Here is a 25,543-nt window from a genome sequence, read left to right on the forward strand (position 1 = left end):
ACTACCAGACTCACTACCAGGGGTGAACCGAGGGTGCGCCGACCCCCACGCCCCTCACCGCACCGGATGCCCAGCCCCCCGCAACGTCTCCTTCACCTCACCGATCCGCAGATCCCCGAAGTGGAAGACGGACGCGGCCAGCACCGCGTCGGCACCGGCCTCGACCGCGGGCGGGAAGTCCGCCAGGCGGCCCGCGCCGCCGCTGGCGATGACGGGGACCGTGACGTGCTTGCGGACGGCGGCGATCATCTCCGTGTCGTAGCCGTCCTTGGTGCCGTCGGCGTCCATGGAGTTCAGGAGGATCTCGCCGGCGCCCAGTTCCGCGGCGCGGTGGGCCCACTCGACGGCGTCGATGCCGGTGCCGCGGCGGCCGCCGTGCGTGGTGACCTCGAAGGAGCCGGTCTCCGTGCGGCGGGCGTCGACGGACAGGACCAGGACCTGGCTGCCGAAGCGTTCGGCGATCTCGCGGATCAGGTCGGGGCGGGCGATGGCGGCGGTGTTGACGCCGACCTTGTCCGCGCCGGCGCGCAGGAGTTTGTCGACGTCCTCGGGGGTGCGGACGCCGCCGCCGACGGTGAGGGGGATGAAGACCTGTTCGGCGGTGCGGCGGACCACGTCGTAGGTGGTCTCGCGGTTGCCGGAGGAGGCCGTGATGTCGAGGAAGGTCAGCTCGTCGGCGCCCTCCTGGCCGTAGACCTTGGCCATTTCGACGGGGTCGCCGGCGTCCCGCAGGTTCTTGAAGTTGACGCCCTTGACGACCCGGCCGTTGTCCACGTCCAGGCAGGGGATGACTCGGACCGCCAGGGTCATGTGCTCGTGGCCTCTCTGAATGCTTCGAGTTCGACTTCGACCAGTACGCGCGAGTCGGCGAAGCCGGAGACCACGACCAGGGTCGCGGCGGGCCGTACGGTGTCGAAGAGTTCCTTGTGGGCGCGGGCCGCCTCGTCCACGTCCCGCGCGTGGGTCAGGTACATCCGGGTGCGGACGACCGAACCGGCCCCGAGCCCGAACGGCTCCAGGGCCACCAGCGCGTTGGAGAAGGCGACCTTCGTCTGTTCGTACGGGTCGCCCTCCCCGTACAGCACGCCGTCGACCAGTGGCATCGTGCCGGCGACCAGGACGCGGTCGCCGGCCGCCACGGCGCGCGCGAAGCCGATGATCTCTTCCCAGGGACTGTCGGTCTGCGCGCGCTCGATGGTCATGACGACACGGCCTCCAATGCCTCTTCCAGGGTGAACGCCTTGGCGTAGAGCGCCTTGCCGACGATGGCGCCTTCGACGCCTTCCGGTACCAGGGTGGCGATCGCGCGGAGGTCGTCAAGGGAGGAGACGCCGCCGGACGCGACGACCGGCTTGTCGGTCGCGGCGCAGACGCCCCGCAGCAGTTCCAGGTTGGGGCCCTGGAGAGTGCCGTCCTTGTTGATGTCGGTGACGACGTAACGGGCGCAGCCCTCGGAGTCGAGGCGGGCCAGCGTCTCGTAGAGGTCGCCGCCGTCGCGGGTCCAGCCGCGGCCGCGCAGCGTGGTGCCGCGGACGTCCAGGCCGACCGCGATCTTGTCGCCGTGCTCGGCGATGACCTTGGCGACCCACTCGGGGGTCTCCAGCGCGGCCGTACCGAGGTTGACGCGCTTGCAGCCGGTGGCCAGCGCGGCCTCCAGGGAGGCGTCGTCGCGGATGCCGCCGGAGAGTTCGACCTTGATGTCCATGCTCTTGGCGACCTCGGCGATCTGCGCGCGGTTGTCGCCGGTGCCGAACGCCGCGTCGAGGTCGACCAGGTGCAGCCACTCGGCGCCGGACCGCTGCCAGGCCAGCGCGGCCTGGAGCGGGTCGCCGTAGGACGTCTCGGAGCCGGACTCGCCGTGCACGAGGCGGACCGCCTGGCCGTCGCGGACGTCGACGGCGGGGAGGAGTTCGAGCTTGCTCATCGCGGAGGGTCCTAGAGGGTCTTGGTCCAGTTGGACAGCAGCTGGGCGCCGGCGTCGCCGGACTTCTCGGGGTGGAACTGGGTGGCCCACAGCGGGCCGTTCTCGACGGCGGCCACGAACGGCTCGCCGTGCGTGGCCCAGGTGACCTGGGGCGCGCGCATGTTGGGATTGCCGACTTCCAGCTCCCATTCGCGTACGGCGTAGGAGTGCACGAAGTAGTAGCGGGCGTCGGCGGGCAGGCCGTCGAAGAGCCGCGTGCCCTCCGGTGCCCGTACGGTGTTCCAGCCCATGTGCGGCACGACGTCGGCCTTGAGCGGGCCGACCGTGCCAGGCCACTCGTCCAGGCCCTCGGTCTCCACGCCGTGCTCGATGCCGCGGGAGAAGAGGATCTGCATACCGACGCAGATGCCCATGACCGGACGTCCGCCGGACAGCCGGCGGCCGATGACCCAGTCGCCGCGGGCCTCGCGCAGGCCCTTCATGCAGGCGGCGAAGGCGCCGACGCCGGGGACCAGCAGACCGTCGGCGTTCATCGCCTTGTCGTAGTCACCGGTGATCTCCACGTCCGCGCCGACGTGGGCGAGGGCGCGCTCGGCGGAGCGGACGTTGCCGAAGCCGTAGTCGAAGACGACGACCTTCTTGGCGGGTGCGGCACTCAATTCCAGACCTCCAGGCGGAGGATGCCGGCGACCAGGCACATGGCCGAGCCGATGCCCAGCAGGACGAGCACGCTCTTGCCCATCCCCTGCTTCCAGAAGGAGTAGAGCCCGCCGAGCAGGAAGAGGCCGAGGACGATGAAGACGGTGGACAGGCCGTTCACAGCGCTCCCTTGGTGGACGGGAGGATGCCGGCGGCGCGCGGGTCGCGCTCGCTGGCGTAGCGCAGCGCGCGGGCCAGCGCCTTGAACTGGCACTCCACGATGTGGTGGGCGTTGCGCCCGTACGGGACGTGGACGTGCAGGGCGATCTGCGCCTGCGCGACGAAGGACTCCAGGATGTGCCGGGTCATCGTCGTGTCGTACGTGCCGATCATCGGCGCGATGTTCTCCGGCTCGGTGTGCACCAGGTAGGGGCGGCCCGAGAGGTCGACGGTCACCTGGGCCAGCGACTCGTCCAGCGGGACGGTGCAGTTGCCGAAGCGGTAGATGCCGACCTTGTCGCCGAGGGCCTGCTTGAAGGCGGCACCCAGCGCGAGGGCGGTGTCCTCGATGGTGTGGTGGGTGTCGATGTGCAGGTCGCCGTCGGTCTTGACCTTGAGGTCGAAGAGGCCGTGCCGGCCGAGCTGGTCGAGCATGTGGTCGTAGAAGCCGACGCCTGTCGACACGTCCACCTGGCCGGTGCCGTCGAGATCGATCTCGACCAGCACCGAGGTCTCCTTCGTGGTGCGCTCCACGCGCCCAACGCGGTTCATCGGTTCTCCTTCAGTACTGCACGGACCGCGTCGAGGAACGCGTCGTTCTCGGCGGGGGTTCCCGCGGTGACCCGCAGCCAGCCCGGTACGCCGTTGTCACGGACCAGGACGCCCTGGTCGAGGATGGCCTGCCAGGCCGCGTGCTGGTCGTCGAACCTGCCGAACTGCACGAAGTTGGCGTCGGAGTCGACCACCTGGCAGCCGGCCGCGCGCAGCTCGTCCACCAGCCGGTCGCGCTCCGCCTTGAGCTCTTCGACGTACTTCAGGAGCGTGTCGGTGTGCTCCAGGGCGGCCAGCGCGGTGGCCTGGGTGACGGACGAGAGGTGGTACGGCAGGCGGACGAGCTGGACGGCGTCGACCACGGCCGGGTCGGCGGCCAGGTAGCCCAGGCGCAGCCCGGCGGCGCCGAACGCCTTGGACATGGTGCGCGAGACGACCAGGTTGGGGCGGCCCTCGATCAGCGGGAGCAGCGAGGGGCGGTGGCTGAACTCGCCGTACGCCTCGTCCACGACGACCAGCGCGCCGCCGGTGTCCGCGCGGGCGGCCTGCGCGGCCTCGTACAGCGCGAGAACCGTTTCGGCGGCGACGGCGGTGCCGGTGGGGTTGTTGGGCGAGCAGACGAAGACCACGTCGGGCCGCTGCTCGCCGATGGCCGCCACGGCCGCCTCGACGTCGATGGTGAAGTCGTCGTTGCGCGGCCCGGAGATCCAGCCGGTGCCGGTGCCGCGCGAGATCAGGCCGTGCATGGAGTACGACGGCTCGAAGCCGATGGCGGTGCGGCCCGGCCCGCCGAAGGTCTGGAGCAACTGCTGGATGACCTCGTTGGAGCCGTTGGCGGCCCAGACGTGGGCCGCGGTGACCTCGTGGCCGCCGGTGCGCGTCAGGTAGGCGGCCAGTTCGGTGCGCAGCTCGACCGCGTCCCGGTCGGGGTAGCGGTTCAGCTCGCGGGCCGCCTCGGTGACCCGCTCGGCGATCCGTCGCACCAGCGGCTCGGGCAGCGGGTACGGGTTCTCGTTGGTGTTCAGGCGGACGGGGACGTCAAGCTGCGGCGCGCCGTAGGGGGACTTGCCGCGCAGCTCGTCCCGGATGGGGAGGTCGTCGATCTTCGTCACGTGCTCGCTCACTTGCCCTGCGGGACCTTCCAGTCGAACCTGGCCTTCAGCGCGGCGCCGTGGGCCGGGAGGTCCTCGGCCTCGGCGAGGGTCACCACATGGTGGGCGACCTCGGCCAGCGCGTCACGGCTGTAGTCCACGACGTGGATGCCGCGCAGGAACGACTGGACGGACAGGCCCGAGGAGTGGCAGGCGCAGCCGCCGGTGGGCAGGACGTGGTTGGAGCCGGCGCAGTAGTCACCGAGCGAGACGGGCGCGTACGGGCCGACGAAGATCGCGCCGGCGTTGCGCACCCGGGCGGCGACCGCGGACGCGTCGGCGGTCTGGATCTCCAGGTGCTCGGCGCCGTACGCGTCGACGACCTTCAGGCCCTCGTCCACGCCGTCCACCAGCACGATCGCGGACTGCCGCCCGCCCAGCGCGGTGCTGATCCGCTCGGTGTGCTTCGTCGCGGCCACCTGGGTCTTCAGCTCGGTCTCGACGGCGGCGGCCAGTTCGGCCGAGTCGGTGACCAGGACGGCGGCGGCCAGCGTGTCGTGCTCGGCCTGGCTGATCAGGTCGGCGGCGACGTGCGCGGCGTCGGCGGTGGCGTCCGCGAGGACCGCGATCTCGGTGGGGCCGGCCTCCGCGTCGATGCCGATGCGGCCCTTGAGCAGGCGCTTGGCGGCGGCGACGTAGATGTTGCCGGGGCCGGTGACCAGGTTGACCGGGCGGCACTCCTCGGTGCCGTACGCGAACATGGCGATCGCCTGGGCGCCGCCGGCCGCGTACACCTCGTCCACGCCGAGCAGGGCGCAGGCGGCGAGGATCGTCGGGTGCGGCAGGCCGCCGAACTCCGCCTGCGGCGGGGAGGTGACGGCGACGCCTTCGACGCCCGCCTCCTGCGCCGGAACCACGTTCATGACGACGGAGGACGGGTAAACCGCCAGGCCACCGGGTACATACAGGCCGACGCGCTCGACCGGGACCCAGCGCTCGGTGACCGTGCCACCGGGGACGACCTTGGTGGTGACGTCCGTGCGGCGCTGCTCACGGTGGACGATCCGGGCGCGCCGGATCGACTCCTCCAGGGCGGCCCGGACGGCCGGGTCCAGCTCCGCGAGCGCCCGCTCCAGCGCCTCGGCGGGCACGCGTACCCGCTCGATGGCGACCCCGTCGAACCGATGGGCGTACTCGATCAGCGCGGCCGTCCCACGATGGCGCACGTCCTCGCAGATGGGCCGCACCTTCTCCAGGGCGGCTTCCACGTCGAACTCGGCACGGGGCAGCAGGTCGCGCAGGGCGCCGCCCTCGGGGAGGGCGGCACCGCGCAGATCGATTCGGGAGATCACCCCTCCAGTGTCTCAGACCCGTTCCCGGGGCCGAGCGCCCGTATCAGCCGGTGATACACAGCTCAGTCGGTGACGCACGGCACCGGGACCGGGCCGGGGCTGGGCCTCACAGCCGTCCGCAGGACCGTCTCGAAGTGAACCTCACCGCGCGTGTTCAGGTGGTCACGTAGCGGGCATGGGGTTCGTACGGGCGTACGGGCGCAGGGAGTGACGGGGCGGACGCGCGGGGGACAGGTCGCGGAAGCGGCCCCCGGGGCCGGTCCGGCCCGTACGGCGGCACGCTGCGGCACGCCTCAGCGGGCCGGCGGCGTGCACAAACGGTTGGACGCGGGCCCCGCACACGCGGGACCGTACGGACCCGCTCGGGGGAGCGGGGAAAGGGGGAAGGCACGGTGGCCACGCCGGAGGAGGGCGACGCACCCGCGGCCCTGATGCTGAACCCTGCCGAGTGGAGCCTGTGGCAGGCGTTCCGCAACGGCAGCACCTGCGACCTGCGCACCGGCGACCCGGCCAGGGACGACCCGCACGGGCAGTTCCGGTGGGGCCCGGAGCGGCGGGTGCGCGCCCGGATCGTCGCGCTCCTGCTCCTGGAAGGGCCGCCCGCGCAGCCCGGACGGGTCTCCGCGCTGAAACTGGCCGGTGCGTACATCACCGACACTCTCGACCTCGCGGGCGGCACGATCAAGCCATTCGTGGAGCTGCGCGACTGCCGCTTCCAGAACGAGGTCGTCCTGCCGGAGAGCCGCTTCACCACCCTGCGGATGGTCGGCTGCGCCATCCCCCGGGTCGAGGCCGCCCGGCTGCACACCGAAGGCGACCTGCACCTGCCGCGCTGCGTCGTCCGCTCCGGCATCCGCCTGACGGACGCGCACATCGGTACGGACCTGCTGCTCAACCAGACCGTGGTGCACAAGGACCGGCAGGGCCGCTCCGTGATGGCGGACGGGCTCACCGTCGCCCAGGACCTCCAGGCCGAGATGATGGAGTCCTACGGTGAGCTGTCGCTGCGCGGCGCGACGATCGGCGTGTCGCTGAGCCTGCGCGGCAGCCGGCTGAGCAACCCGTACGGGCGGCGCGCCCTGAACGCCCCTCAGATGACGGTCGAGCGCACCCTGTACCTGACCGGCGCCGGCCTGGCCAGCTCGCCGTTCTCCAGCACCACCGCCACGCCCCCGTACGGCATCGCCCACACCCCCACCCGCGGCACCCGTATGCAGCGCTTCGAGTGCGAGGGCGGCATGCGGCTGGACGACGGGCGGTTCGGCGACGCCGTCGACTTCGAACAGGCCCGCTTCATCATGGAGGCCGACCAGGAGCTGTCGCTGCGCCGCATCCAGACGCCGGAGCTGCGCTTCCTGGGCGAGCGGCCGCAGCGCGGGCGGGTCATCCTCTCCGGCGCGCGGGTCGTCAACCTGGTCGACAAGGCGGCGAGCTGGCCCGGCCTCGGCGGCCTGTGGATGGCGGGCTTCAACTACGAGACGCTCATCCCGCGCGGCCACTTCCCGCTGTCCCGGCGGCTGGAGTGGGTGGCCGCCGCCACGCCGGAGTACGCGCCGGAGCCCTACGAGATGCTCGCCACCGCCCTGCGCGGCAGCGGCGAGGACTCCGACGCCCGCGAGGTACTGCTCGCCAAGCAGCGACGGCGGCGCGAGACCCTGCCGATGGCCGCCAAGCTGTGGGGGTTCCTCCAGGACTGGACGGTGGCGTACGGCTACCGGCCCGGGCGGGCCGCGGTGTGGATGGTGATCCTGTGGGCCCTCGGCACGGTGTACTTCGCCCAGTCCCCGCCCCCGGCCCTCAAGCCCGGCGAGGCGCCGCCCTGGAATCCGTATCTCTACTCCCTGGATCTGCTGCTGCCGGTGATCGATCTCTACCAGGGCTCGTCGTGGAAACCGGACGGCGGCTCCCAGTGGGTCGCCGCGGTCATGATCCTGGCCGGGTGGGTCCTGGCGACGACGGTCGCGGCGGGCGCGTCGCGGCTGCTGCGGCGGCAGTAGCCGGGGACTGCGGCGGGGCGCCGCGGCGAGCGCGGCACGGCGGGCGCGGCACGGCGGGCGCGGCACGGCGGGCGCGGGAGTGCGCGGGGGCGCGCGGATCGGGCCGGGCTCCGGAACACCTACGCGGGGCCGGTCCGGGCCGTACGCCGCCGGAAGAGGGGCCGCTCGCCCCTTCCCCGCGCGTCCCGGATCGCGGGCCGCGAACCACTCCCGTCTCCACAGGCTCTAGGCTTACGGGCTGTGACCTCCGTGCGCCTACCGCTCTTCCCGCTGAACTCGGTGTTGTTCCCGGGACTCGTCCTCCCGCTCAACGTCTTCGAGGCGCGGTACCGGGCGATGATGCGCGACCTCCTCGCCCTGCCCGAAGACGAACGTCGTTTCGGGGTCGTCGCGATCCGCGACGGCCGCGAGGTGGCGCCCTCCGCCCCCGGCCTGCCGGACAGCACCGCGCTGCCCGCCGGCGGTCCCGGCGCCGGTTTCGGCCCCGACCCGATCAGCGCCTTCCACACCGTGGGGTGCGTGGCCGACGCGGCCACCATCCGGGAGAAGAGCGGCGCCCCCGGTTCGGCCCTCGCCTCCGACGAGGGTGCCGAGGCCGCCGCGGACGCGGCGCTCTCCCCCGGCGCCGGGGCCGAAGCCTCCGGGTACGAGGTGCTGGCCACCGGCACCACCCGCTTCACGCTGCTGTCGGTGGACGCCTCGGGCCCGTACCTGATGGGCGAGGTGGAGGAGCTGGCGGAGAGCGAGGGCGAGGGCGCCGGAGCGCTGGCCTCCGGTGTCGTACGGGCCTTCCGCACCTACCAGAAGCGGCTGGCCTGGGCGAACGAGCGTACCCTCGCCGGCGGCCAGGACCTGCCCGGCGAGCCGTCGGTGCTGTCGTACCTGGTGGCGGCCGCCGCCGTGCTCGACATCCCGGCCAAGCAGCGGCTCCTGGAGGCGCCGGACGTGGCGGCCCGGCTCACCCAGGAGCTGAAACTCCTTCGCCAGGAGACCGCGGTGATCGGTAAGCTCCCGTCGCTGCCCGCGGTGGACCTGACCCGCCACCCGACCAGCCCCAACTGAGCGCGGGGGCATCGCCCCTGCCGCCACCCCCGCACCCGTCCCCGTACCGACGACCTTACGAGCGAGCCGAGGCGCGACGACCATGTCCAAGAAGCCGAAGCGGACCAAGCAGCCGAAGAACGGGAAGCAGCCGGCCGGCGGCACCCCGGCGACGGTCGCCCTCACCGAGGCGGGCGTCGACTTCACCCTCCACGCGTACGAGCACGACCCGGCCGCCGCCTCGTACGGCGAGGAGGCCGCCGAGGCGCTCGGGGTCTCCCCCGACCAGGTCTTCAAGACGCTCCTCGCCGAGGTGGACGGCGCGCTGACGGTCGCCGTCGTACCGGTCTCCGGCTCCCTGGACCTCAAGGCCCTGGCCGCCGCGGCCGGCGGCAAGCGCGCCGCGATGGCCGACCCGGCCGCCGCGGAACGCAGCACCGGCTACGTACGCGGTGGTATCTCCCCGCTCGGCCAGCGCAAGCGCCTGCGTACGGTGCTCGACGCGTCGGCGGCCGCGCACGGGACGGTGTGCGTGTCGGCCGGGCGCCGCGGCCTGGAGGTCGAGCTGTCCCCCGCCGACCTCCAGCAGCTCACGGAGGCGACGCTCGCGGACATCGCGCGCGACTGAGTCCGCACGCGGCCGAGGGCGGCCGAGGGCGAGGGCGCGGCTCTGCCAGGTGCGCGCTCCGCGTGCGCCGGGGTGCCGGGAAGCGCTCCACGCGCCGTACGCCGTGCCGCGCGCGGCCGGATGTGCCCCGTACGCCCCGCCCGTCACGACGCCGGGCCTTTACGCCTGCCCCGTCCTCCGCTACGACCCGTGGAGGAGGTTCGCCCATGTCGAAGAAGACCCGTAAGCGGAAGTGGCGCATCAAGAAGGGCAAGGCCAACCACGGCCGTCGGCCCGCCTGAGCGAGCGGACGGACCCGACGCGCGACGGGACCCCGTCAGCCGCCGGCTGTCAGCTGTCCGAAGGCGGCGGGGCCTGCGGGCTCTGCTGCCCTCCGGGGTACCACTCCGGCTGCGGCGGCTCCGGGTCGCGGGGGCCGAAGAGGCCGGTCAGGAGCAGATGCGCGATCATGGCGCCGGCCGGCCAGGCGATCAGCGCGCCCTTGGCCTGGAGGCGCAGCGGCGCGTCGAACGGGACGCCCTTGCGGACCTCCGCCGCGAGCTCCGCCAGGTCCGACGTCGGGCCCAGCCAGATACCGAACCGCCAGGCTGCCACGGAGCCGAGCAGTCCGCCCACCACCAGCGCCACCACCAGCGGGATGCCCCCGCCCCGGCGGAAGAGGAACGCGCCCGCCGCGCACACCACCCCGAAGCCGAGGGCCAGCAGGATGAACGTGCCGTCCCCGCCGATGGCCTCCTCGCCCTCGACGTTCTGGAGGTAGACGTTGCCACTGCCGTCCGCGATCAGCGGGACGCGCGGTGCCAGCCACGCCCACAGGGCGCCCAGCAGCACACCGCACACCGTCACCACGAGCGCGACAAGCGCGGCCTCGAACAGTTCACGGCGGAACTCGGCCCGGTCCTGCACGGCGGACCCCCCGGAGGTCGGATGGTCGGACGTCGCCCCGGACGGACTGGCCCAGGGGTTGTACGTCTGCTCGGTCGCCCGGTTGTCGTGCGGCTGGTTCTCGTGCGGCTGCGGCGTCTGCGGTGCGGTCACCCTGTCATCGTGCCAGGTGGGCACGGTGCCGCTGTCGGCAGGACGGCCGAGCGGCCGGTTCCGGCCGGTCTGCCCGGCACCGCCCGGGGGGCCTGCGGAGGCCCCGCGCCCCGCCGGGCCGTCCGCCGGGTCCGTCACCGTACGGCCGCCCGGCGGTACGCCCACGTCGCCACGGCCAGCGACAGGACGCCGACCGCCGCGCAGACCCCCAGGTCCGCGAGGACCGCCAGCCAGTCGGGTCGGGCGTCGAACCCGCGGGCCAGGGCCTCGACGCCGTACGTCGACGGCAGCAGGTCCCGCGCGTACGAGATCGGTACGGGCAGCCGGGCGGCCGGCAGCACGCCCAGCAGCAGGGCCGCGGACATGCCCAACTGGCCGCATAGGGTGGCCAGTTCCGGTCGCGGCGCGAGCAGGCCCAGCGCCGCGCCGAGCCCGGCTAGGGCCGCTCCGGCCAGCGGGATCACCGCGATCAGCACCCACAGGTTCGTCATCGGAAGCTGGAACAGCAGACAGCCGGTCACGGCCGTGACCACGGTCCCCGGCGCGGTGAACGAGGCGTACGCGGCGGCCGCGCCGAGCACCACGGCGGCGGGCGGCACCGGCAGCGTGGCGTAGTGGTCGAGCCCGCCGCTGGCGCGGAGCTGCCCGAAGTACTGGGCCAGCAGGTTCAGCGCCACGAACGCCACGACCAGCACGCTGGAGCCGGCGACGACGGCCCGCGCGGCGTCGCCGCCGTCGACCACTCCGCGCATCAGGACCATGATCCCGACGGACTGGAAGGTGGCCACGAACAGCAGCGGAATCCGCGCCACCCGGGCCCGGGACAACTGGGCCCGGTACACGGCGGCGAGAGCGGGCAGCAGACGGGCGGCGGGCGCCAGGGGCGCGGCGGCCGGGACGTCCGGGTCCGGGCGCGGCCCGGCGGCGCTCTCCGGTCCGGCGGCAGGCCCGGCCGCGGCCGGTCCCACCGTCCGAGCCTCCGTCTCCGCCTGCTCCGCCGCCTTCGCCTGCGCCTCCGCGGGAACCACGCTCACGCCTTCACCAAGCCTTCCTCCGTACGGCCCCCCAGCGCGAGATACACATCTTCCAGGCTCGGCGTCGCGAGCGTGAAGTCGTCCAGCGCGGCGAAGGCCGGGCCGGCCGTCACGGCGGCCACCGCCTCCCGCGCCCGGTCCGGGGCCAGTCTCAGGGTCCAGCGCCGTCCGTTGGTCCGCGCGGCCTCGCCCAGGGCGGCCACCTCGGGCACGTCCAGCGGCGCCCGCTCCCGCCACACCAGCTCCAGCCGGACCTCTTCGCCCACCAGGTCCTTCAGCCCGCCGGGCGTGTCGCAGGCGATGACCTTGCCGCGGTCGATCACCGCGACCCGGTCCAGGACGCTCTCCGCCTCGATGACGTTGTGGGTGACGAGCAGCACGGTGGCGCCACGTTCCGCCCGGCGCCGGTCCACGGCGGCCCACACGGCGCGGCGCGCCACCGGGTCCATGCCGGTGGTCGGCTCGTCCAGGACCAGCAGCGGCCGTTCGCCGACCAGGACGGCGGCGAAGCACGCGAGGCGGCGCTGGCCCCCGGAGAGCCGCTTGAGCGGGCGCCCGGCGAGGTCGCCGAGCCCCAGCTCCTCGACGACGGCGTCGCGCTCGGCTCGGGCCTCCCGGGCCGGCAGGCCGCGCAGCCGGCCGGTGGTCTCCACGGCGAGGGCGACCGTCATCTCGTCCAGGGCGCTGGACTCCTGGCCCAGGTAGCCGAGCAGGCGGGCGGCGCGCTCCGGATGGCGGACGAGGTCGTGGCCCAGCACGGTGACACGGCCGGAGTCGGGACGCAGCAGCCCGGTGAGCTGGCGGACCAGCGTCGACTTGCCGGCTCCGTTCGGCCCGAGCAGCCCGAAGATCTCCCCTTGGCGCACGTCCAGACTGATCCCGTCACTGGCCCGTACGGCCGGTGCCCCCGCCGCTCCCCGCCGCCCGCGTACCGCGGGGTACGTCTTGACCAGGTCGCGCACGGCACACACCGGCTCGCCGCACTCCACCCGCTTCGCACCCATCCTCACGAGCAACGAGCGTACGCGCTGCCGGGGCCGCGACTGCCCGCACCCCCTGCTCGCGGCGGCCGCGGCCCGCCGCTCCGCCCGGCGGTCAGGAGCGCGCCGCCGCCCGCCGGGCAGCGGCTGCCGCCTCCGTCACCGGGACGCGGGCCTCGCCACCGGGTGAGGCGCCCACCCGGGTGACCGGCGCCCGCCCCCACCGGTCAGGGCCGGGCGACGCGCGGGGCTCCCGTACCCGGTCCGCCCCCACCGGGGCCGTTCCTACTCCCCCACCGGCACGTGCGACGCCGCCGTCCGAAGGTCGACTTCGCGCCAGAATCCGGCGCGAATCGCATAGCGGTCGTGTTCGTCGATCTGGTCGTCCTTGTGGGCGAGCAGGCCGAAGCGGGCGGCATAGCGGAGAAGTTCGCCGTCGATGCGGTGCGGGATGCGGGGATACTCCGTGGAGATCTGCTGGAGGTGGGCCGTGTCGGAGAGCCGTTCCGTCCAGCGGCGGGCGAAGACCTGGCCCACTTCGAAGGGGTCGCCGCTGACGGCCGTGATGTCCTCCTCCCGGTCGGCCCAGCGCTGCTCGGCGCTGGTGAGCTGGGCCAGGGTCGGGAGCGAGGCGGTCTCGGGCGGTTCGCCGACCGGACCGCCGCGCTCGACCCAGCCCTTGTCCGAGGACCAGCGCAGCGTCGCGCTGGGCACGGGCGCCGGGGCGGAGCCGCCCGGTCCGGCGCCGGGGCCGCGGTTCAGGTCGGCGAGGTCCTTCGGGGTGGGGACCGGCGTGCCCCGGCCGCCCGCCGTGCCGCCTTCGCCGTCCCGCTCGGCGGCGGGTCCCGGCCGGTCGCAGGCGTCCGCGGGGCCGGTCCGCTCCGCGGGGGCGGCCGCCGGCCGTGCCGCGCCGTTCGCGCCGTTGCGTTCCCGGGCGGCGGTCCGTTCCGCGTCGTGTGCGGCGGAGGCCGCGGCCGCGGCGGCCGCGACGGCGGACTCGGGCAGCGGCGCCGAGAGGATGGCGGCGATCTCGGGGCGCGGTGCGGGCGGCGGCGCGCAGGGGCCGCCGAGCTCCTTCAGCCGTACGGCGCGGGTGATCCACGCGCGGTCGAGCACCCGCCGCTCGTCGGCCTCGGCGACGAGGTCCTCCGACTGGTTGTAGTCGCCGTCGGCGGCCTGCACGGCCCACAGGTGTACGGCGACGCCGTGCTCCTTGGCCGACATCAGGCCGGGCAGCAGGTCACCGTCGCCGGTGACCAGGACGATGTCGGAGCAGGCGCGGTTACGGGCCAGTTCGGTCAACTCCGCGTGCATCGCGGCGTCGACGCCTTTCTGCGCCCAGCGGCCGTCACTGCGGGTCAGCGCGCCGAGCCGGACGGTGACCCGGGGCATGACGCGCAGCCGGCGGTGCTCGGGCTGCGGTACGCGGTCGGGCGCGCCGTCGAACCAGTAGATGCGCAGCAGCGGCCGTTCGGTGTCGGCTTCGGCGCGCTGCCGCAGACCCTGGATGAGGGCGGCGTGATCAACGGTGATCCGGGACCGGGTGGGCTCTCCGGCGAGCAGGCTCGCGGCGGCGCCCAGCAAGTATCCGGCGTCCACCAGGACGACGCAGCGATCCACGTTCCACCCTCTTCCCTGAGGTGCTGAAGTCGGACGCCCCCCGGCTCGGCCTGTGGCACGAGGTTTCCTCCCGCTTTACCTTCGAGTCTGCCCGACCGCGCGGGGGTTAACTGCCCGAACTCGATCATCGGCGTGGCGGATTCGGCATCCAGGGCGAACACCGCACGCGACACGGCGCATTACGCACGGTAATTGCCCGAAATGCGCGCATCAACGGTCCGTGTAAGCCTGGTCACGGCCCCGATCCCAGGATCCCCTTCAGGAGGCACGGTCATGGCCAAGAACAAGAATCGCGACCGCAATCAGCAGCAGAAGGGCGCTCAGTCCGCCGAGCGCAGCCGCCAGGACGCCGAGCGGTCGGCGATGGAGGCCCAGACGTCGGCTCAGTCCGTGGACGCGACCCCGCGCGACGTCGCCCGTAAGCACCAGCGCCGTTTTGGTCACAACTGACCTTCGCCGTACAGCAGTAGAGGGGCGCACCCGTGCGGGGTGCGCCCCTCCTGCGCGCCGTGCGCCTCCTGCACGCCGGCGGCTGCCGGAGAGCAGGCCCGCGCCGCCCCGGCCCGTGAAGCCGTGCCGCTCGTGGGCCGAAAATTCGTTCCCGCGAGGAGCGCCACTCGCGTAGACATCCGGTTCACGCCATGCCCTGTCACCAGTTGGGCCCCTGCGTTGCGCGGTGGTACGCGGTCGGGTAGCGCGCGACCGCGCTGCCCGGAGCCGGGGCCCCGGGCAGCGCTCACCGGCTCAGCCCGCCAGGCAGGACGGCCCCAGCAGCACCTTCAGGTCACCGAAGAGCGACGGGTCCGGGGTCACCCGGTGCCGGTCCAGCCGGAGCACCGTCGTCTTGCGCGCCCCCTGGAGCTTGATCCGTACCTCGGTCGCGCCGCGGTGGCTGGTGAGGACCTCGCCCAGCTTCTCGACCAGCGGCGGGGTGACCTTGACCGTGGGGATCGTGATCGTCACGGGGGCGTTGGCTCCGGCCTCCGAGAGGTCGGGGACCATCATCTCCATGGCGACCAGCCGCGGGATGTCCTCGCGCTTGTCCAGCCGCCCCTTGACGAAGACGACGGTGTCCTCGACGAGTTGGGTGGAGACGAGCTGGTAGGTCGCCGGGAAGAACATGCACTCGATGGAACCGGCCAGGTCCTCGACGGTGGCGATGGCCCAGGCGTTGCCCTGCTTGGTCATCTTGCGCTGGAGGCCGGAGATGATGCCGCCGATGGTGACGATCGAGCCGTCGGAGTAGTCACCGCCGGTGAGCTGGGAGATCGCCGCGTCCGCCTTGTCGGACAGCACGTGCTCCAGACCGAACAGCGGGTGGTCGGAGACGTACAGGCCGAGCATCTCGCGCTCCTGGGCGAGCAGGTAGGTCTTGTCCCACTCGATGTCGGAGAACTCGATGTCCAGGCCGAAGCCGGGGCCGTCGTCGGCGCTGTCGTCGCCCATCCCGCCGAAGAGGTCGAACTGTCCCTCGGCCTCCTTGCGCTTGACCTGCACCACGTTGTCGATCATGGCTTCGTAGTGCGCGGTCAGGCCCTTGCGGGTGTGCCCCATCTCGTCGAAGGCGCCCGCCTTGATCAGCGATTCGGTGGTGCGCTTGTTGCACACGACCGCGTCGACCTTGTCGAGGTAGTCGGGGAAGGAGGTGTACTTCCCCTTGGCCTTGCGGCAGCGGATGATCGAGTCCACCACGTTCTGGCCGACGTTGCGGACGGCGGTGAGGCCGAAGAGGATCACGTCGTCGCCCTGGGCGGCGAAGTTCGCCAGCGACTCGTTCACGTTCGGCGGGAGCACCTTGATGCCCATGCGGCGGCACTCGTTGAGGTAGACCGCCGACTTGTCCTTGTCGTCGCGCACCGAGGTGAGCAGCGCGGACATGTACTCCGCCGGGTAGTTCGCCTTCAGGTAGGCGGTCCAGTACGTGACGAGTCCGTACGCGGAGGAGTGCGCCTTGTTGAACGCGTAGCCGGCGAACGGGACCAGCACGTCCCACAGGGCCTGGATCGCCTCGTCGCTGAAGCCGTTCTTCCGGGCACCGGCCTGGAAGAGGACGAAGTTCTTCTCCAGTTCCTCGGGCTTCTTCTTGCCCATCACGCGGCGCAGGACGTCGGCCTCGCCGAGGGAGTACCCGGCGACGATCTGGGCGGCCTTCTGGACCTGCTCCTGGTAGACGATCAGGCCGTAGGTCAGGCCCAGGACCTCCTTGAGCGGCTCCTCCAGCTCCTTGTGGATCGGCGTGATCTCCTGGCGGCCGTTCTTGCGCTCCGCGTAGTTGATGTGCGAGTTCATGCCCATCGGGCCCGGACGGTACAGGGCCGATACGGCGGAAATGTCCTCGAAGTTGTCGGGCTGCATCTGGCGCAGCAGCGAACGCATCGGACCGCCGTCGAACTGGAAGACGCCGAGGGTGTCACCGCGGCAGAGCAGCTCATAGGTCTTGGGGTCGTCCAACGGGAGCTCCAAAAGCTCCAGCTTCTTGCCCTTGTTCGCCTCCACCATCTTGACGGCGTCGTCCATGATGGTGAGGTTGCGCAGGCCCAGGAAGTCCATCTTCAGCAGGCCGAGCGACTCGCACTGCGGGTAGTCCCACTGCGTGATGGTCACGCCGTCGGTGTGCCGCGTCCAGAGCGGGGCGTGGTCGACGATCGGCTCGCTGGACATGATCACGCCGGCCGCGTGCACACCCATCTGCCGGACCAGGCCCTCCACACCCTTGGCGGTGTCGATGACCTTCTTCACGTCCGGCTCGTTCTCGTACATCCCCCGGATCTCGCCGGCCTCGCTGTAGCGCGGGTGCTGGGGGTCGGTGATGCCGGAGAGGTCGATGCCCTTGCCGAGGACGTCGGCGGGCATGGCCTTGGTGAGGCGGTCGCCCATGGCGTACGGGTAACCCAGCACACGGGCCGAGTCCTTGATCGCGTTCTTGGCCTTGATCTTGCCGTACGTACCGATCATGGCGACCTTGTCGGCGCCGTACTTCTCCGTCACGTACCTGATCACTTCGACGCGCCTGCGCTCGTCGAAGTCGATGTCGACATCGGGCATGGAGACGCGCTCGGGGTTGAGGAACCGCTCGAAGATCAGTCCGTGGGTGATCGGGTCGAGGTCGGTGATGCCCATGGCGTACGCGACGATCGAGCCGGCCGCGGAGCCTCGGCCCGGACCCACCGCGATGCCGTTGTTCTTCGCCCACATGATGAAGTCCGCGACCACGAGGAAGTACCCCGGGAACCCCATCTGCAGGATGATGTCCATCTCGTACTCGGCCTGCCGCTGCCGGTCCTCGGGGACCCCGTCGGGGTAGCGGCGGGCCATGCCGCGCCGCACCTCCTCCTTGAACCACGTGACCTCGGTGTAGCCCTCGGGTATGTCGAACTTCGGCATCAGGTCGCGCTTCTCGAACATGCCGGTGGTGTCGATCTGCTCGGCGACCAGGAGGGTGTTGCGGCAGCCCTCCTGCCAGGCGTCCGAGGAGTCGATGGCGTACATCTCGTCCGTGGACTTCAGGTAGTAGCCGGTGCCGTCGAACCGGAAGCGGTCCGGGTCCGAGAGGTTCTTGCCGGTCTGGATGCACAGCAGGGCGTCGTGGGCGCTCGCCTCGTGCGCGTAGGTGTAGTGCGAGTCGTTGGTGACCAGCGGCGGGATGCCGAGCTTCTTGCCGATCTCCAGCAGGCCGTCGCGGACCCGGCGCTCGATCTCGATGCCGTGGTCCATCAGCTCCAGGAAGTAGCGGTCCTTGCCGAAGATGTCCTGGTACTCGGAGGCGGCCTTCAGGGCCTCGTCGAACTGGCCGAGACGCAGCCGGGTCTGGAGCTCACCGGAGGGACAGCCGGTGGAGGCGATCAGGCCCTCGGACCACTGGGAGATCGTCTCCTTGTCCATCCGGGGCCACTTCTGCAGCCAGCCTTCCTTGTACGCGTCGGAGGAGAGCTTGAAGAGGTTGTGCAGCCCGGTGCTGTTCGACGCCCAGATCGTCTTGTGGGTGTAACCACCGGAACCGGAGACGTCGTCGCGCTTCTGGTGCGGCTGGCCCCACTGGATCTTGCGCTTGGTGCGCCGCGACTCGGGCGCCACGTACGCCTCGATGCCGATGATCGGCGTGATGCCGGCCTTCTGGGCGGAGTGGAAGAAGTCGTAGGCCCCGTGGAGGTTGCCGTGGTCGGACATGGCGATGTGGGTCATCCCCATCTCCTTGCACGCCTCGAACATGTCCTTCAGCCGCGCGGCGCCGTCCAGCAGCGAGTACTGGGTGTGCACGTGCAGGTGCGTGAAGGGCGGCTTGGCCACGGCGGAAGACCTCCGGAGACTGGGTACTGCGGGCACGCCGACGCCTCGGCCGAGCCGGGACCGGGCCGCGGCGGGCGAGAACGGGGACGGTCTCGAAGTCTACGACCCTCCGCCGACAACCTGACGGGGACGGCGGCCGCTCCACGAAGAGAATCCGCCCGGGCGGCGGCGCGCAGCGCCTCCGTGAGGGGTGGGGGTCGGGTGACGGGCGGGCACTCGTGAGTAGCCTCGGCCGTTGGAAGAGACGGCACACCCGTCCGCAGCACCTGCCTCAGGAGGCACCCCGCGATGTCGTCCCAGCTCGTCCCGGCGCCGGACGCCGCTCAGCGCGGCGAGGAGATCCTCGCCGTCTTCGACACCGCCTTCGGGGAGCTGCTCGCCGCCGACCCGTCGGCCTTCCGTGTGAAATTCCGGAAGATGGCCGCCTCCGCCTTCGCCTTCTACCGGGGCACGGCCTGCCTCTTCTACCACGACCTCCACGCCCTGGACGGCGGCCCGGGCAGCGGCCCGTACGAGGACGAGCGCACCGGCCAGGTGTGGATCCACGGCGATCTGCACGCCGAGAACTTCGGCACGTACATGGACGCCACCGGCCGGCTGATCTTCAACGTCAACGACTTCGACGAGGCGTACGTCGGCCCCTTCACCTGGGACCTCAAGCGCTTCGCCGCCTCCGTCGCCCTGATCGGCTACGCCAAGGCGCTGAGCGACGAGCAGATCAGCGAGCTGGTGGGGATCTACGCCGCCGCCTACCGTGAGCGCATCCACGCCCTGGCCACCGGCGCCAAGGACGACGACGTGCCGCCCTTCACCCTGGACACCGCCGAGGGGCCGCTGCTGGGCGCGCTGCGGATGGCCCGCTCGCTGACCCGCTTCGGCCTGCTGGACTCGATGACCGAGATCCGCGACTTCGAGCGCCGTTTCACCGCGGGCAGCGGCACGGTCGAGCTGGACGCCGCGACCCGCTACAAGGTCCTGGCGGCCTTCGACGGCTATCTGGAGACGCTGCCCGAGTCCAGCCTGACCCGCCCGGACTCCTACCGCGTCAAGGACGTGGTGGGGCGCCGCGGCATCGGCATCGGCTCGGCGGGCCTGCCCTCGTACAACATCCTGCTGGAGGGCAACAGCGACGCCCTGGAGAACGACGTCGTGATCTACATGAAGCAGGCGCAGACCCCGGCGGTCTCCCGGCACATCACCGACCCGCGGGTGCGCGGCTACTTCCGGCACGAAGGGCACCGCACGGTGATCTCGCAGCGGGCCCTCCAGGACCACGCCGACCCGTGGCTGGGCTGGACCGAGCTGGACGGCGCCGGCCAGCTCGTGGCCGAGATCTCCCCGTACGCGGTCGACCTGGACTGGTCGGACATCGACGACCTGGCGGAGATCGCGGCGGTCGTCGCGGACCTGGGCCGGGCGACCGCCACGATGCACGCCGCCGCGGACGACGAGAGCGGCCACTCCCTGGTGCCGTTCTCCACCGAGCGCGCCATCGACGCGGCCATCGCCGCCGACGAGGACGGCTTCGGCCGCCTGCTGGTGGACTTCGCGCACGCGTACGGCGCCCGGGCCCGCGCCGACCACCAGACGTTCGTGGATCTCTTCCGCAACGGCCGCATTCCCGGTCTGTGAGCCGCGCCACCGGGTGAGGGGGCGGAGAAGCGACGGGTTCGCGCCTCTTAGTGCCCACTTACACCGGACCATGGCAGACTCGCTGCAATGGACATCTCGGCGGCACACCTGCGGGCACTGCGCGCAGCGCTCTTCACGGCGCTGTGCGTGACGCTGTCCGCTGCGGGTCATGTGCTACTGTCCCGGATGCCGCTGCCGCTGACCACCGTCGCCCTCCTGTCGGCCGCCGTCTTCGCCGTCGCGTACGCGCTGGCCGGCCGGGAGCGCGGCTACTGGCGCATCGCCGCCCTGCTCGTACCGCTGGAGCTGGCCGCCGACACGGTCTTCAGTGCCGGCCAGCACACCTGTTACGGGCGGGCCGGCGGTCCGGTCACCGGGCCGTTGCGGTCCCTGGGCGTGGATCTGCTGTGCGGCGGCGGTGACGTGGGCACGCCCCTGGCGCACCTGTCGCCGGAGGACCGGACGCCCGTCGCGACCTGGCTGCTGCTGCTCGCCGTGCACGTCGCCGTCGGGCTGCTCGCGGCGGCCTGGCTGCGGCGGGGCGAGGCGGCGCTGGCCCAGTTGCTGGGAGCGGTGACGGCGTTCGCGTTCCGGCCGCTGCTGCTGGCGGTGGCGGTCGTCCGGGCGCTGCCCGTGCCGCTCCGTCCGGCCGCCCGGCCCGCGCGTACGGAACCGGCTCCGCGGGCCGTCCCGCTGCTCGTGCACTGCGTCGTACGGCGTGGACCGCCCTGCTCCCTCGCCGCGTAGCCTTCGGGCCGCGGCTTATGGACAGGCACCCGTTCACACCTTTCCCAGGAGCAGGACAGTCATGAGCAACCGCAACAGCCAGGCCAACAAGCAGGCAGCCCGCGAGCGGCTGCGCGTCGAGCGCGAGCGGCAGAAGAAGAAGGAGAAGGTCCGCCGGCAGTTGACCGTCGGCGGTTCGATCGTCGCCGTGCTGGCCGTCGCGGGCGGCATCGGCGTCGCCGTCGCCAACTCGGGCGGCGGCGACTCGGGCGGCGGCTCCGCCAAGTGGTCCGACGCGGCGAGCGCCAAGCTGGTGCAGCCGGCCAACACCTCCGGCAAGAACGGCACGGAGATCACCGTCGGCAAGAAGGACGCCAAGCACACCCTGTCGCTCTTCGAGGACGCCCGCTGCCCGGGCTGCGCGAGCTTCGAGCAGAACGTCGGCGAGACGATCCAGAAGGACCTGAAGGAGGGCAAGTACAAGGCCTCCATCCACCTGGGCACCTTCCTGGACAACAACCTCCAGGGCACCGGCTCCAAGAACGCGCTCAGCGCGATGGGTGCCGCGCTCAACGTGGGTCCGGACGCGTTCCTGAAGTACAAGGAAGCGCTGTTCTCGAAGGAGTTCCACCCCGACGAGCGGCAGGACAAGTTCGCCGACAACGACTACCTGCTCAAGGTCGCCGACACGGTGCCCGCGCTGAAGGGCAACGCCAAGTTCCAGGACGCGGTGAAGGCCGGTACGTACAACCGCTGGGCGATGGAGATGTCCGAGGCCTTCAACGGCTTCAAGGACGTCAAGAGCACTCCGACGGTCAAGCTGGACGACACGGTGCTGGGCACCGACTCCGCGAACGGCAAGGTCGCGCCGTCCACGCCGGACGCGTTCACGGCCGAGGTCGACAAGGCCATGAAGGGCTGACGGAGCTTTTCCCGGAGCCCTGGCCCGGGGCTCCGGTCCAGGTTTCCGGCGTACGGCAGCGGCCGGCGTGCATCTCGCGCGCCGGCCGCTGCCGTACGTACCGGTCACCGCCCCTGCCGATGCCAAATCTTGACCCGGCAAGTCGCCGTGCCCATGGCAGACTCCGGGCATGGAGCGGACCGGAGCACGGCCGTGGACGCCCTCCGGCGCCCCCCTGCGCGCGGTACGCGCCGCGGTGGCCACCGCGCTGGAGCGGCTGCTGCGCGCCGTGCCGGGGTTCGCCTTCCGGCCGCTGCGGCTGGCGGCCGCGGTGGCAGCCGCCGGACCCGGCCCGGAGCACCGCCGCGCCCGGCCCGTACGCCAGCTCCCTCTTCCCCGGCCGCTCCCCCGGCTCGGACACTGCGTCGTGCGGCGCGGCCCTCCCTTGCCCGGCCCCTGCGCCGCGTACTGACGCGGCGTGCGGGGCGCCCGTACGACGGGGGGTCCACCACGGCACGTACCAGGAACAGGGAGTCGGTAAGCACCATGAGCGACCGCAACAGCCAGGCGAGCAAGCAGGCGGCCCGCGAGCGGATCCGTGCCGAGCGCGAGCGGCAGAAGAAGAAGGAGAAGATCCGCCGGCAGCTCGTGGTGGCGGGCTCGGTGGTCGGTGTCCTCGTCATAGCCGGCGGCATCGGCTTCGGGGTCATGAAGGCGAACGAGCCCACCGGCTGGGAGGCGGCCAAGGAAGCCGACCTGGTCAAACCCGCCAACACCAGCGGCAAGAACGGCACCGAGATCGTCATCGGCAAGCCGGAGGCGAAGGAGACCCTGGAGGTCTTCGAGGACATCCGCTGTCCGGCCTGTGCGGGCTTCGAGCAGAGCGCGGGCCCGGCCCTCCTGAAGGGCATGGAGGACGGCCGCTACAAGGTCCGCTTCACGATGTACACCTTCATCGACGGCGGGCAGGGCGGCGAGGGTTCCAAGAACGCGCTCAGCGCGCTCGGCGCGGCCCTGGACGTCGGTCCGGAGGCGTTCCTCAAGTACAAGACCGCGCTGTACGCGGAGAAGAACCACCCCGAAGAGGCCGACGACGCCTACGCCAAGGACACGAAGCTGATCGAGGTCGCCGATCAGGTGCCCGAGCTGAAGAACAACAAGAAGTTCCAGGCGGCGGTCAAGAACGGTACGTACGACCGCTGGACCATGGAGATGACCGCGCTCTTCGGCCGCAAGGGCGTGACCGGGACGCCGGCGTTCCTGCACGGCGACAAGAAGCTGACGCTGCCGCCGGTCCCGCAGAAGCAGATGACCAAGGAGCAGTACCACGAGCTGGCCACGGCCAACTTCAACAAGATGATCGACGACGAGTTCGGGCCCGCGAAGGACGCGAAGAAGTAACCGCGGAGGCCGGAGCACCGGCCCGGTGGCCAGGTGCTGACGGGAGGGCGAACTTCCTGCGCGAGCCCTCCCGTAGCGCCCTACCCGACAGTATGGTGATCGGCCGTGACCGATCATGACCAGATATCACGTCGCACCGCTGTCACGGCCGCGGCCGCCTCCGCCGCCCTGCTGCCCTTCGCCACCGCCGCCCCCGCCCGTGCCACTCAGACCGGCCCGGACACCCGGACCGGCACGGACGCCCGCCCCCGTACGGACGCCCAGGTCTTCCAGCACGGCGTGGCCTCCGGCGACCCGCTCCCGGACGGCGTCCTGCTGTGGACCCGGGTCACGCCCGAGCCCGGCGCGGTGCCCGGCTCCGGCCGTGGCCCGGACACCACGGTGGACTGGGAAGTGGCGACCGACAAGGACTTCGGCTCGGTGGTCGCGCGGGGAACCGCGACCACCACGGCCGCGGCCGACCACACCGTCAAGGCCGACGTACGCGGCCTGGCGCCGGCCACCGCCTACTACTACCGCTTCACCGCCGTCGGCGCCCGCTCCCCCGTGGGCCGCACCCGCACCGCCCCCGCCCACGACGCGAAAGCACCCAGCATCCGCTTCGGCGTCGTCTCCTGCGCCAACTGGGAGGCGGGCTACTTCTCCGCGTACCGGCACCTGGCGGCCCGCCGCGACCTGGACGCGGTGCTGCACCTCGGCGACTACCTCTACGAGTACGCGACCGGCGGCTTCCCCGCCTCGGGGAAGGTCGTACGGCAGCACTCCCCCACCCACGAGATCATCACGCTCGCCGACTACCGCACGCGGCACGGCGTCCACAAGACCGACCCCGACCTGCGGGCCATGCACGCCGCGCACCCGCTCATCGCGATCTGGGACGACCACGAGTTCGCGGACAACGCCTGGTCCGGCGGCGCCGTGAACCACACCCCCGGCACCGAGGGCGACTGGGCGACGCGGATGGCCGCCGCCAAGCGCGCCTACTTCGAGTGGATGCCCGTGCGGACCTCCACGGCGGGCACCACCTACCGCAGGCTGCGCTTCGGCAAGCTCGCCGACCTGCACCTGCTCGACCTGCGGACCTTCCGGGACGAACAGGCCGAGCCGGGCAGCGGGACGGTGGACGACCCGGGGCGCTCGATCACCGGGCGCGCCCAGTTGGACTGGCTCAAGGCCGGGCTGGAGCGCTCGGACACCGCCTGGCGGCTGATCGGCACCTCCGTGATGATCTCCCAGGTCGCCTTCGGCTCCGTACCGGCCCACCTGCTGGCGCCGCTCGCCGAACTCCTCGGCCTGCCCAAGGAGGGCCTGGCGGTCAACACCGACCAGTGGGACGGCTACACCGACGACCGGCGCGAGCTGCTGACCCACCTGCGCGACCGGGGTATCGACAACACCGTCTTCCTGACCGGCGACATCCACATGGCGTGGGCCAACGAGGTGCCGGTGAAGGCCGCGACCTACCCGGCCACGCCGCCGGTGGCCACCGAGTTCGTGGTCACCTCGGTCACCTCCGACAACGTGGACGACTTCCTGCACGTCGCGCCGCACACCGTCTCGCTGGTCGGCGTCGCCGCGGTCCGGGCCGCCAACCGCCATGTGAAGTGGCTGGACATGGACTCGCACGGCTACGGCGTCCTGGACGTCAGCGCCGAGCGCACACAGATGGACTACTTCACCGTCTCCGACCGGACCGATCCGCACGCCACCACCGCACTGGCGCGCTCCTACCGGACCCTGTCGGGGACCCAGCGGGTGGAGCGGGTCCGGCAGCCGGTGCGCTGACCCGCCCCGTACCCCCCTCTACAGCGAGTCGAGGAAGCCGAGGGCGACCTTCCAGGCGCTCTCGGCGGCCTCCTCGTCGAAGTCCGGCAGGTCCGGGTCGGTGAACAGGTGTCCGGCGCCCGGGTAGCGGTAGACCTCCACGTCCGCGCCGGCCCGCCCCATCCGCAGGTACCAGGCGTTCAGCCAGTCGTGCGGCTCGAACGGGTCCGGGTCGGCGACGTGGAGCTGGACGGGCAGCTCGTCGACCGCCGCGTCGTCGGCGATGTCCGAGGTGCCGTGCATCAGCAGCAGGCCGCGCGCCTTCTCGTCACCCAGGGCGAGGTTCTGCGCGACCGCGCCGCCGAAGGAGAAGCCCGCGTAGACCACGCCCCGGTCGGAGTACGGCGCGGCGGCGGTCACCGCGCGGCGCAGCAGCTCGTCCTTGCCGATCTCGTCCTTGATCACCACTCCGTCCTCGACGGTGTCCGCGGTCCGCCCGTCGAAGAGGTCCGGTACGACGACCTCGTGGCCGGCCGCGCGCAGCCGGTCGGCGGCGGCGTGCACCGCGGGCCGCAGACCGCACACCGAATGGAACAGAACCACCGTCGAGGGTTTCGCGGACGGCGCGGACGGCGAGGCGGGCGAAGAGGCCACTGAATTCACTTCCCTGTCATTGGATCGCACTTCCACCATCGTGCCAGTTACGGTCAGTAGGTA

General features: G+C 72.0%; 25 protein-coding genes. 11 read left to right on the top strand and 14 right to left on the bottom strand.

Annotated elements, in window-relative coordinates:
* Positions 1–54: 54 nt before the first annotated feature.
* Genes hisF through hisD form a run of 8 tightly spaced genes read right to left on the bottom strand, consistent with a single transcriptional unit; the run spans position 55 to position 5,777 of the window.
* Positions 55–810 carry an imidazole glycerol phosphate synthase subunit HisF gene (gene hisF / locus ACZ4QV_RS24440; RefSeq protein WP_031003945.1) on the bottom strand — a complete coding sequence of 252 codons (756 nt, stop codon included), beginning with the start codon at positions 808–810 and terminating at the stop codon, positions 55–57.
* Positions 807–1,202, bottom strand: a complete 396-nt coding sequence (locus ACZ4QV_RS24445) for a RidA family protein (RefSeq protein WP_361142833.1) — start codon at positions 1,200–1,202, stop codon at positions 807–809. Before ACZ4QV_RS24445 ends, hisF begins: the two co-directional genes overlap by 4 nt.
* A complete protein-coding gene (gene priA / locus ACZ4QV_RS24450) occupies positions 1,199–1,924 on the bottom strand; it encodes a bifunctional 1-(5-phosphoribosyl)-5-((5-phosphoribosylamino)methylideneamino)imidazole-4-carboxamide isomerase/phosphoribosylanthranilate isomerase PriA (RefSeq protein WP_361142835.1) in 726 nt (241 codons plus the stop codon). Before priA ends, ACZ4QV_RS24445 begins: the two co-directional genes overlap by 4 nt.
* A gap of 11 nt (positions 1,925–1,935) precedes the next feature.
* The gene (hisH, locus tag ACZ4QV_RS24455) at positions 1,936–2,583 is read right to left on the bottom strand and encodes an imidazole glycerol phosphate synthase subunit HisH (protein ID WP_361142838.1); all 648 of its coding nucleotides are present in this window, start codon (positions 2,581–2,583) and stop codon (positions 1,936–1,938) included.
* The gene (locus tag ACZ4QV_RS24460; RefSeq protein ID WP_199930901.1) at positions 2,580–2,744 is read right to left on the bottom strand and encodes a hypothetical protein; all 165 of its coding nucleotides are present in this window, start codon (positions 2,742–2,744) and stop codon (positions 2,580–2,582) included. The genes hisH and ACZ4QV_RS24460 overlap by 4 nt, the downstream gene beginning before the upstream one ends.
* Entirely contained in the window at positions 2,741–3,334 is a 594-nt protein-coding gene (hisB, locus tag ACZ4QV_RS24465) for an imidazoleglycerol-phosphate dehydratase HisB (protein WP_003984418.1), read from the bottom strand. Before hisB ends, ACZ4QV_RS24460 begins: the two co-directional genes overlap by 4 nt.
* The gene (locus tag ACZ4QV_RS24470; RefSeq protein ID WP_361142842.1) at positions 3,331–4,446 is read right to left on the bottom strand and encodes a histidinol-phosphate transaminase; all 1,116 of its coding nucleotides are present in this window, start codon (positions 4,444–4,446) and stop codon (positions 3,331–3,333) included. The genes hisB and ACZ4QV_RS24470 overlap by 4 nt, the downstream gene beginning before the upstream one ends.
* An 8-nt stretch (positions 4,447–4,454) precedes the next feature.
* Positions 4,455–5,777, bottom strand: coding sequence for a histidinol dehydrogenase (hisD, locus tag ACZ4QV_RS24475; protein WP_361619208.1), 1,323 nt, complete (start codon positions 5,775–5,777; stop codon positions 4,455–4,457).
* Between the two features lie 431 nt (positions 5,778–6,208).
* Here hisD and ACZ4QV_RS24480 point away from each other — a divergent pair, with 431 nt between their 5' ends.
* The 4 genes from ACZ4QV_RS24480 (at position 6,209) to ACZ4QV_RS24495 (ending at position 9,724) form a co-directional block, all read left to right on the top strand.
* Positions 6,209–7,774, top strand: a complete 1,566-nt coding sequence (locus tag ACZ4QV_RS24480) for an oxidoreductase (protein ID WP_467763447.1) — start codon at positions 6,209–6,211, stop codon at positions 7,772–7,774.
* Between the two features lie 240 nt (positions 7,775–8,014).
* Positions 8,015–8,836 carry an LON peptidase substrate-binding domain-containing protein gene (locus ACZ4QV_RS24485; protein WP_361142851.1) on the top strand — a complete coding sequence of 274 codons (822 nt, stop codon included), beginning with the start codon at positions 8,015–8,017 and terminating at the stop codon, positions 8,834–8,836.
* A gap of 82 nt (positions 8,837–8,918) precedes the next feature.
* Positions 8,919–9,443 (top strand): Cys-tRNA(Pro) deacylase, encoded by a 525-nt coding sequence (gene ybaK, locus ACZ4QV_RS24490; protein WP_361142854.1) that lies wholly within the window; start codon positions 8,919–8,921, stop codon positions 9,441–9,443.
* Between the two features lie 206 nt (positions 9,444–9,649).
* Positions 9,650–9,724 carry a hypothetical protein gene (locus tag ACZ4QV_RS24495; protein WP_465270599.1) on the top strand — a complete coding sequence of 25 codons (75 nt, stop codon included), beginning with the start codon at positions 9,650–9,652 and terminating at the stop codon, positions 9,722–9,724.
* Positions 9,725–9,773: 49 nt separating this feature from the next.
* Here the strand turns inward: ACZ4QV_RS24495 and ACZ4QV_RS24500 are convergent, their stop codons facing one another.
* The 4 genes from ACZ4QV_RS24500 to ACZ4QV_RS24515 form a co-directional block, all read right to left on the bottom strand.
* Positions 9,774–10,481 carry an ABC transporter permease gene (locus ACZ4QV_RS24500; RefSeq protein WP_467763407.1) on the bottom strand — a complete coding sequence of 236 codons (708 nt, stop codon included), beginning with the start codon at positions 10,479–10,481 and terminating at the stop codon, positions 9,774–9,776.
* 134 nt (positions 10,482–10,615) lie between these two features.
* Complete coding sequence (locus tag ACZ4QV_RS24505) at positions 10,616–11,362, bottom strand: ABC transporter permease (protein WP_361588323.1); 747 nt, start codon at positions 11,360–11,362, stop codon at positions 10,616–10,618.
* A gap of 149 nt (positions 11,363–11,511) precedes the next feature.
* Entirely contained in the window at positions 11,512–12,519 is a 1,008-nt protein-coding gene (locus ACZ4QV_RS24510) for an ABC transporter ATP-binding protein (protein ID WP_361145133.1), read from the bottom strand.
* A 261-nt stretch (positions 12,520–12,780) separates the two neighbouring features.
* The gene (locus ACZ4QV_RS24515; protein ID WP_361142860.1) at positions 12,781–14,115 is read right to left on the bottom strand and encodes an NYN domain-containing protein; all 1,335 of its coding nucleotides are present in this window, start codon (positions 14,113–14,115) and stop codon (positions 12,781–12,783) included.
* Positions 14,116–14,388: 273 nt separating this feature from the next.
* Here ACZ4QV_RS24515 and ACZ4QV_RS24520 point away from each other — a divergent pair, with 273 nt between their 5' ends.
* Entirely contained in the window at positions 14,389–14,565 is a 177-nt protein-coding gene (locus tag ACZ4QV_RS24520) for a hypothetical protein (RefSeq protein ID WP_361142862.1), read from the top strand.
* Between the two features lie 294 nt (positions 14,566–14,859).
* Here ACZ4QV_RS24520 and dnaE read toward each other — a convergent pair whose 3' ends face one another.
* Entirely contained in the window at positions 14,860–18,402 is a 3,543-nt protein-coding gene (gene dnaE / locus ACZ4QV_RS24525; RefSeq protein ID WP_361142864.1) for a DNA polymerase III subunit alpha, read from the bottom strand.
* A gap of 288 nt (positions 18,403–18,690) precedes the next feature.
* On the opposite strand from dnaE, the gene ACZ4QV_RS24530 reads away from it, so the two are divergent.
* The 6 genes from ACZ4QV_RS24530 (at position 18,691) to ACZ4QV_RS24555 (ending at position 24,847) form a co-directional block, all read left to right on the top strand.
* Complete coding sequence (locus ACZ4QV_RS24530; protein ID WP_361142867.1) at positions 18,691–20,034, top strand: DUF2252 domain-containing protein; 1,344 nt, start codon at positions 18,691–18,693, stop codon at positions 20,032–20,034.
* 87 nt (positions 20,035–20,121) lie between these two features.
* A complete protein-coding gene (locus ACZ4QV_RS24535; RefSeq protein WP_361588295.1) occupies positions 20,122–20,781 on the top strand; it encodes a hypothetical protein in 660 nt (219 codons plus the stop codon).
* Between the two features lie 61 nt (positions 20,782–20,842).
* Positions 20,843–21,682 (top strand): thioredoxin domain-containing protein, encoded by an 840-nt coding sequence (locus tag ACZ4QV_RS24540; protein WP_361142870.1) that lies wholly within the window; start codon positions 20,843–20,845, stop codon positions 21,680–21,682.
* A gap of 169 nt (positions 21,683–21,851) precedes the next feature.
* The gene (locus ACZ4QV_RS24545) at positions 21,852–22,133 is read left to right on the top strand and encodes a hypothetical protein (protein WP_361588297.1); all 282 of its coding nucleotides are present in this window, start codon (positions 21,852–21,854) and stop codon (positions 22,131–22,133) included.
* 74 nt (positions 22,134–22,207) lie between these two features.
* On the top strand, positions 22,208–23,062 hold the full coding sequence (locus ACZ4QV_RS24550) for a thioredoxin domain-containing protein (RefSeq protein ID WP_361142876.1): 855 nt from the start codon (positions 22,208–22,210) through the stop codon (positions 23,060–23,062).
* Between the two features lie 105 nt (positions 23,063–23,167).
* Positions 23,168–24,847, top strand: coding sequence for an alkaline phosphatase D family protein (locus ACZ4QV_RS24555; RefSeq protein ID WP_361639509.1), 1,680 nt, complete (start codon positions 23,168–23,170; stop codon positions 24,845–24,847).
* A gap of 18 nt (positions 24,848–24,865) precedes the next feature.
* Here ACZ4QV_RS24555 and ACZ4QV_RS24560 read toward each other — a convergent pair whose 3' ends face one another.
* Positions 24,866–25,519: a dienelactone hydrolase family protein gene (locus ACZ4QV_RS24560; protein WP_361142882.1), complete on the bottom strand. Its 654-nt coding sequence runs from the start codon at positions 25,517–25,519 to the stop codon at positions 24,866–24,868.
* Positions 25,520–25,543 lie beyond the last annotated feature (24 nt).

It is taken from the genome of Streptomyces sp. NPDC026394 (genome assembly GCF_055567735.1).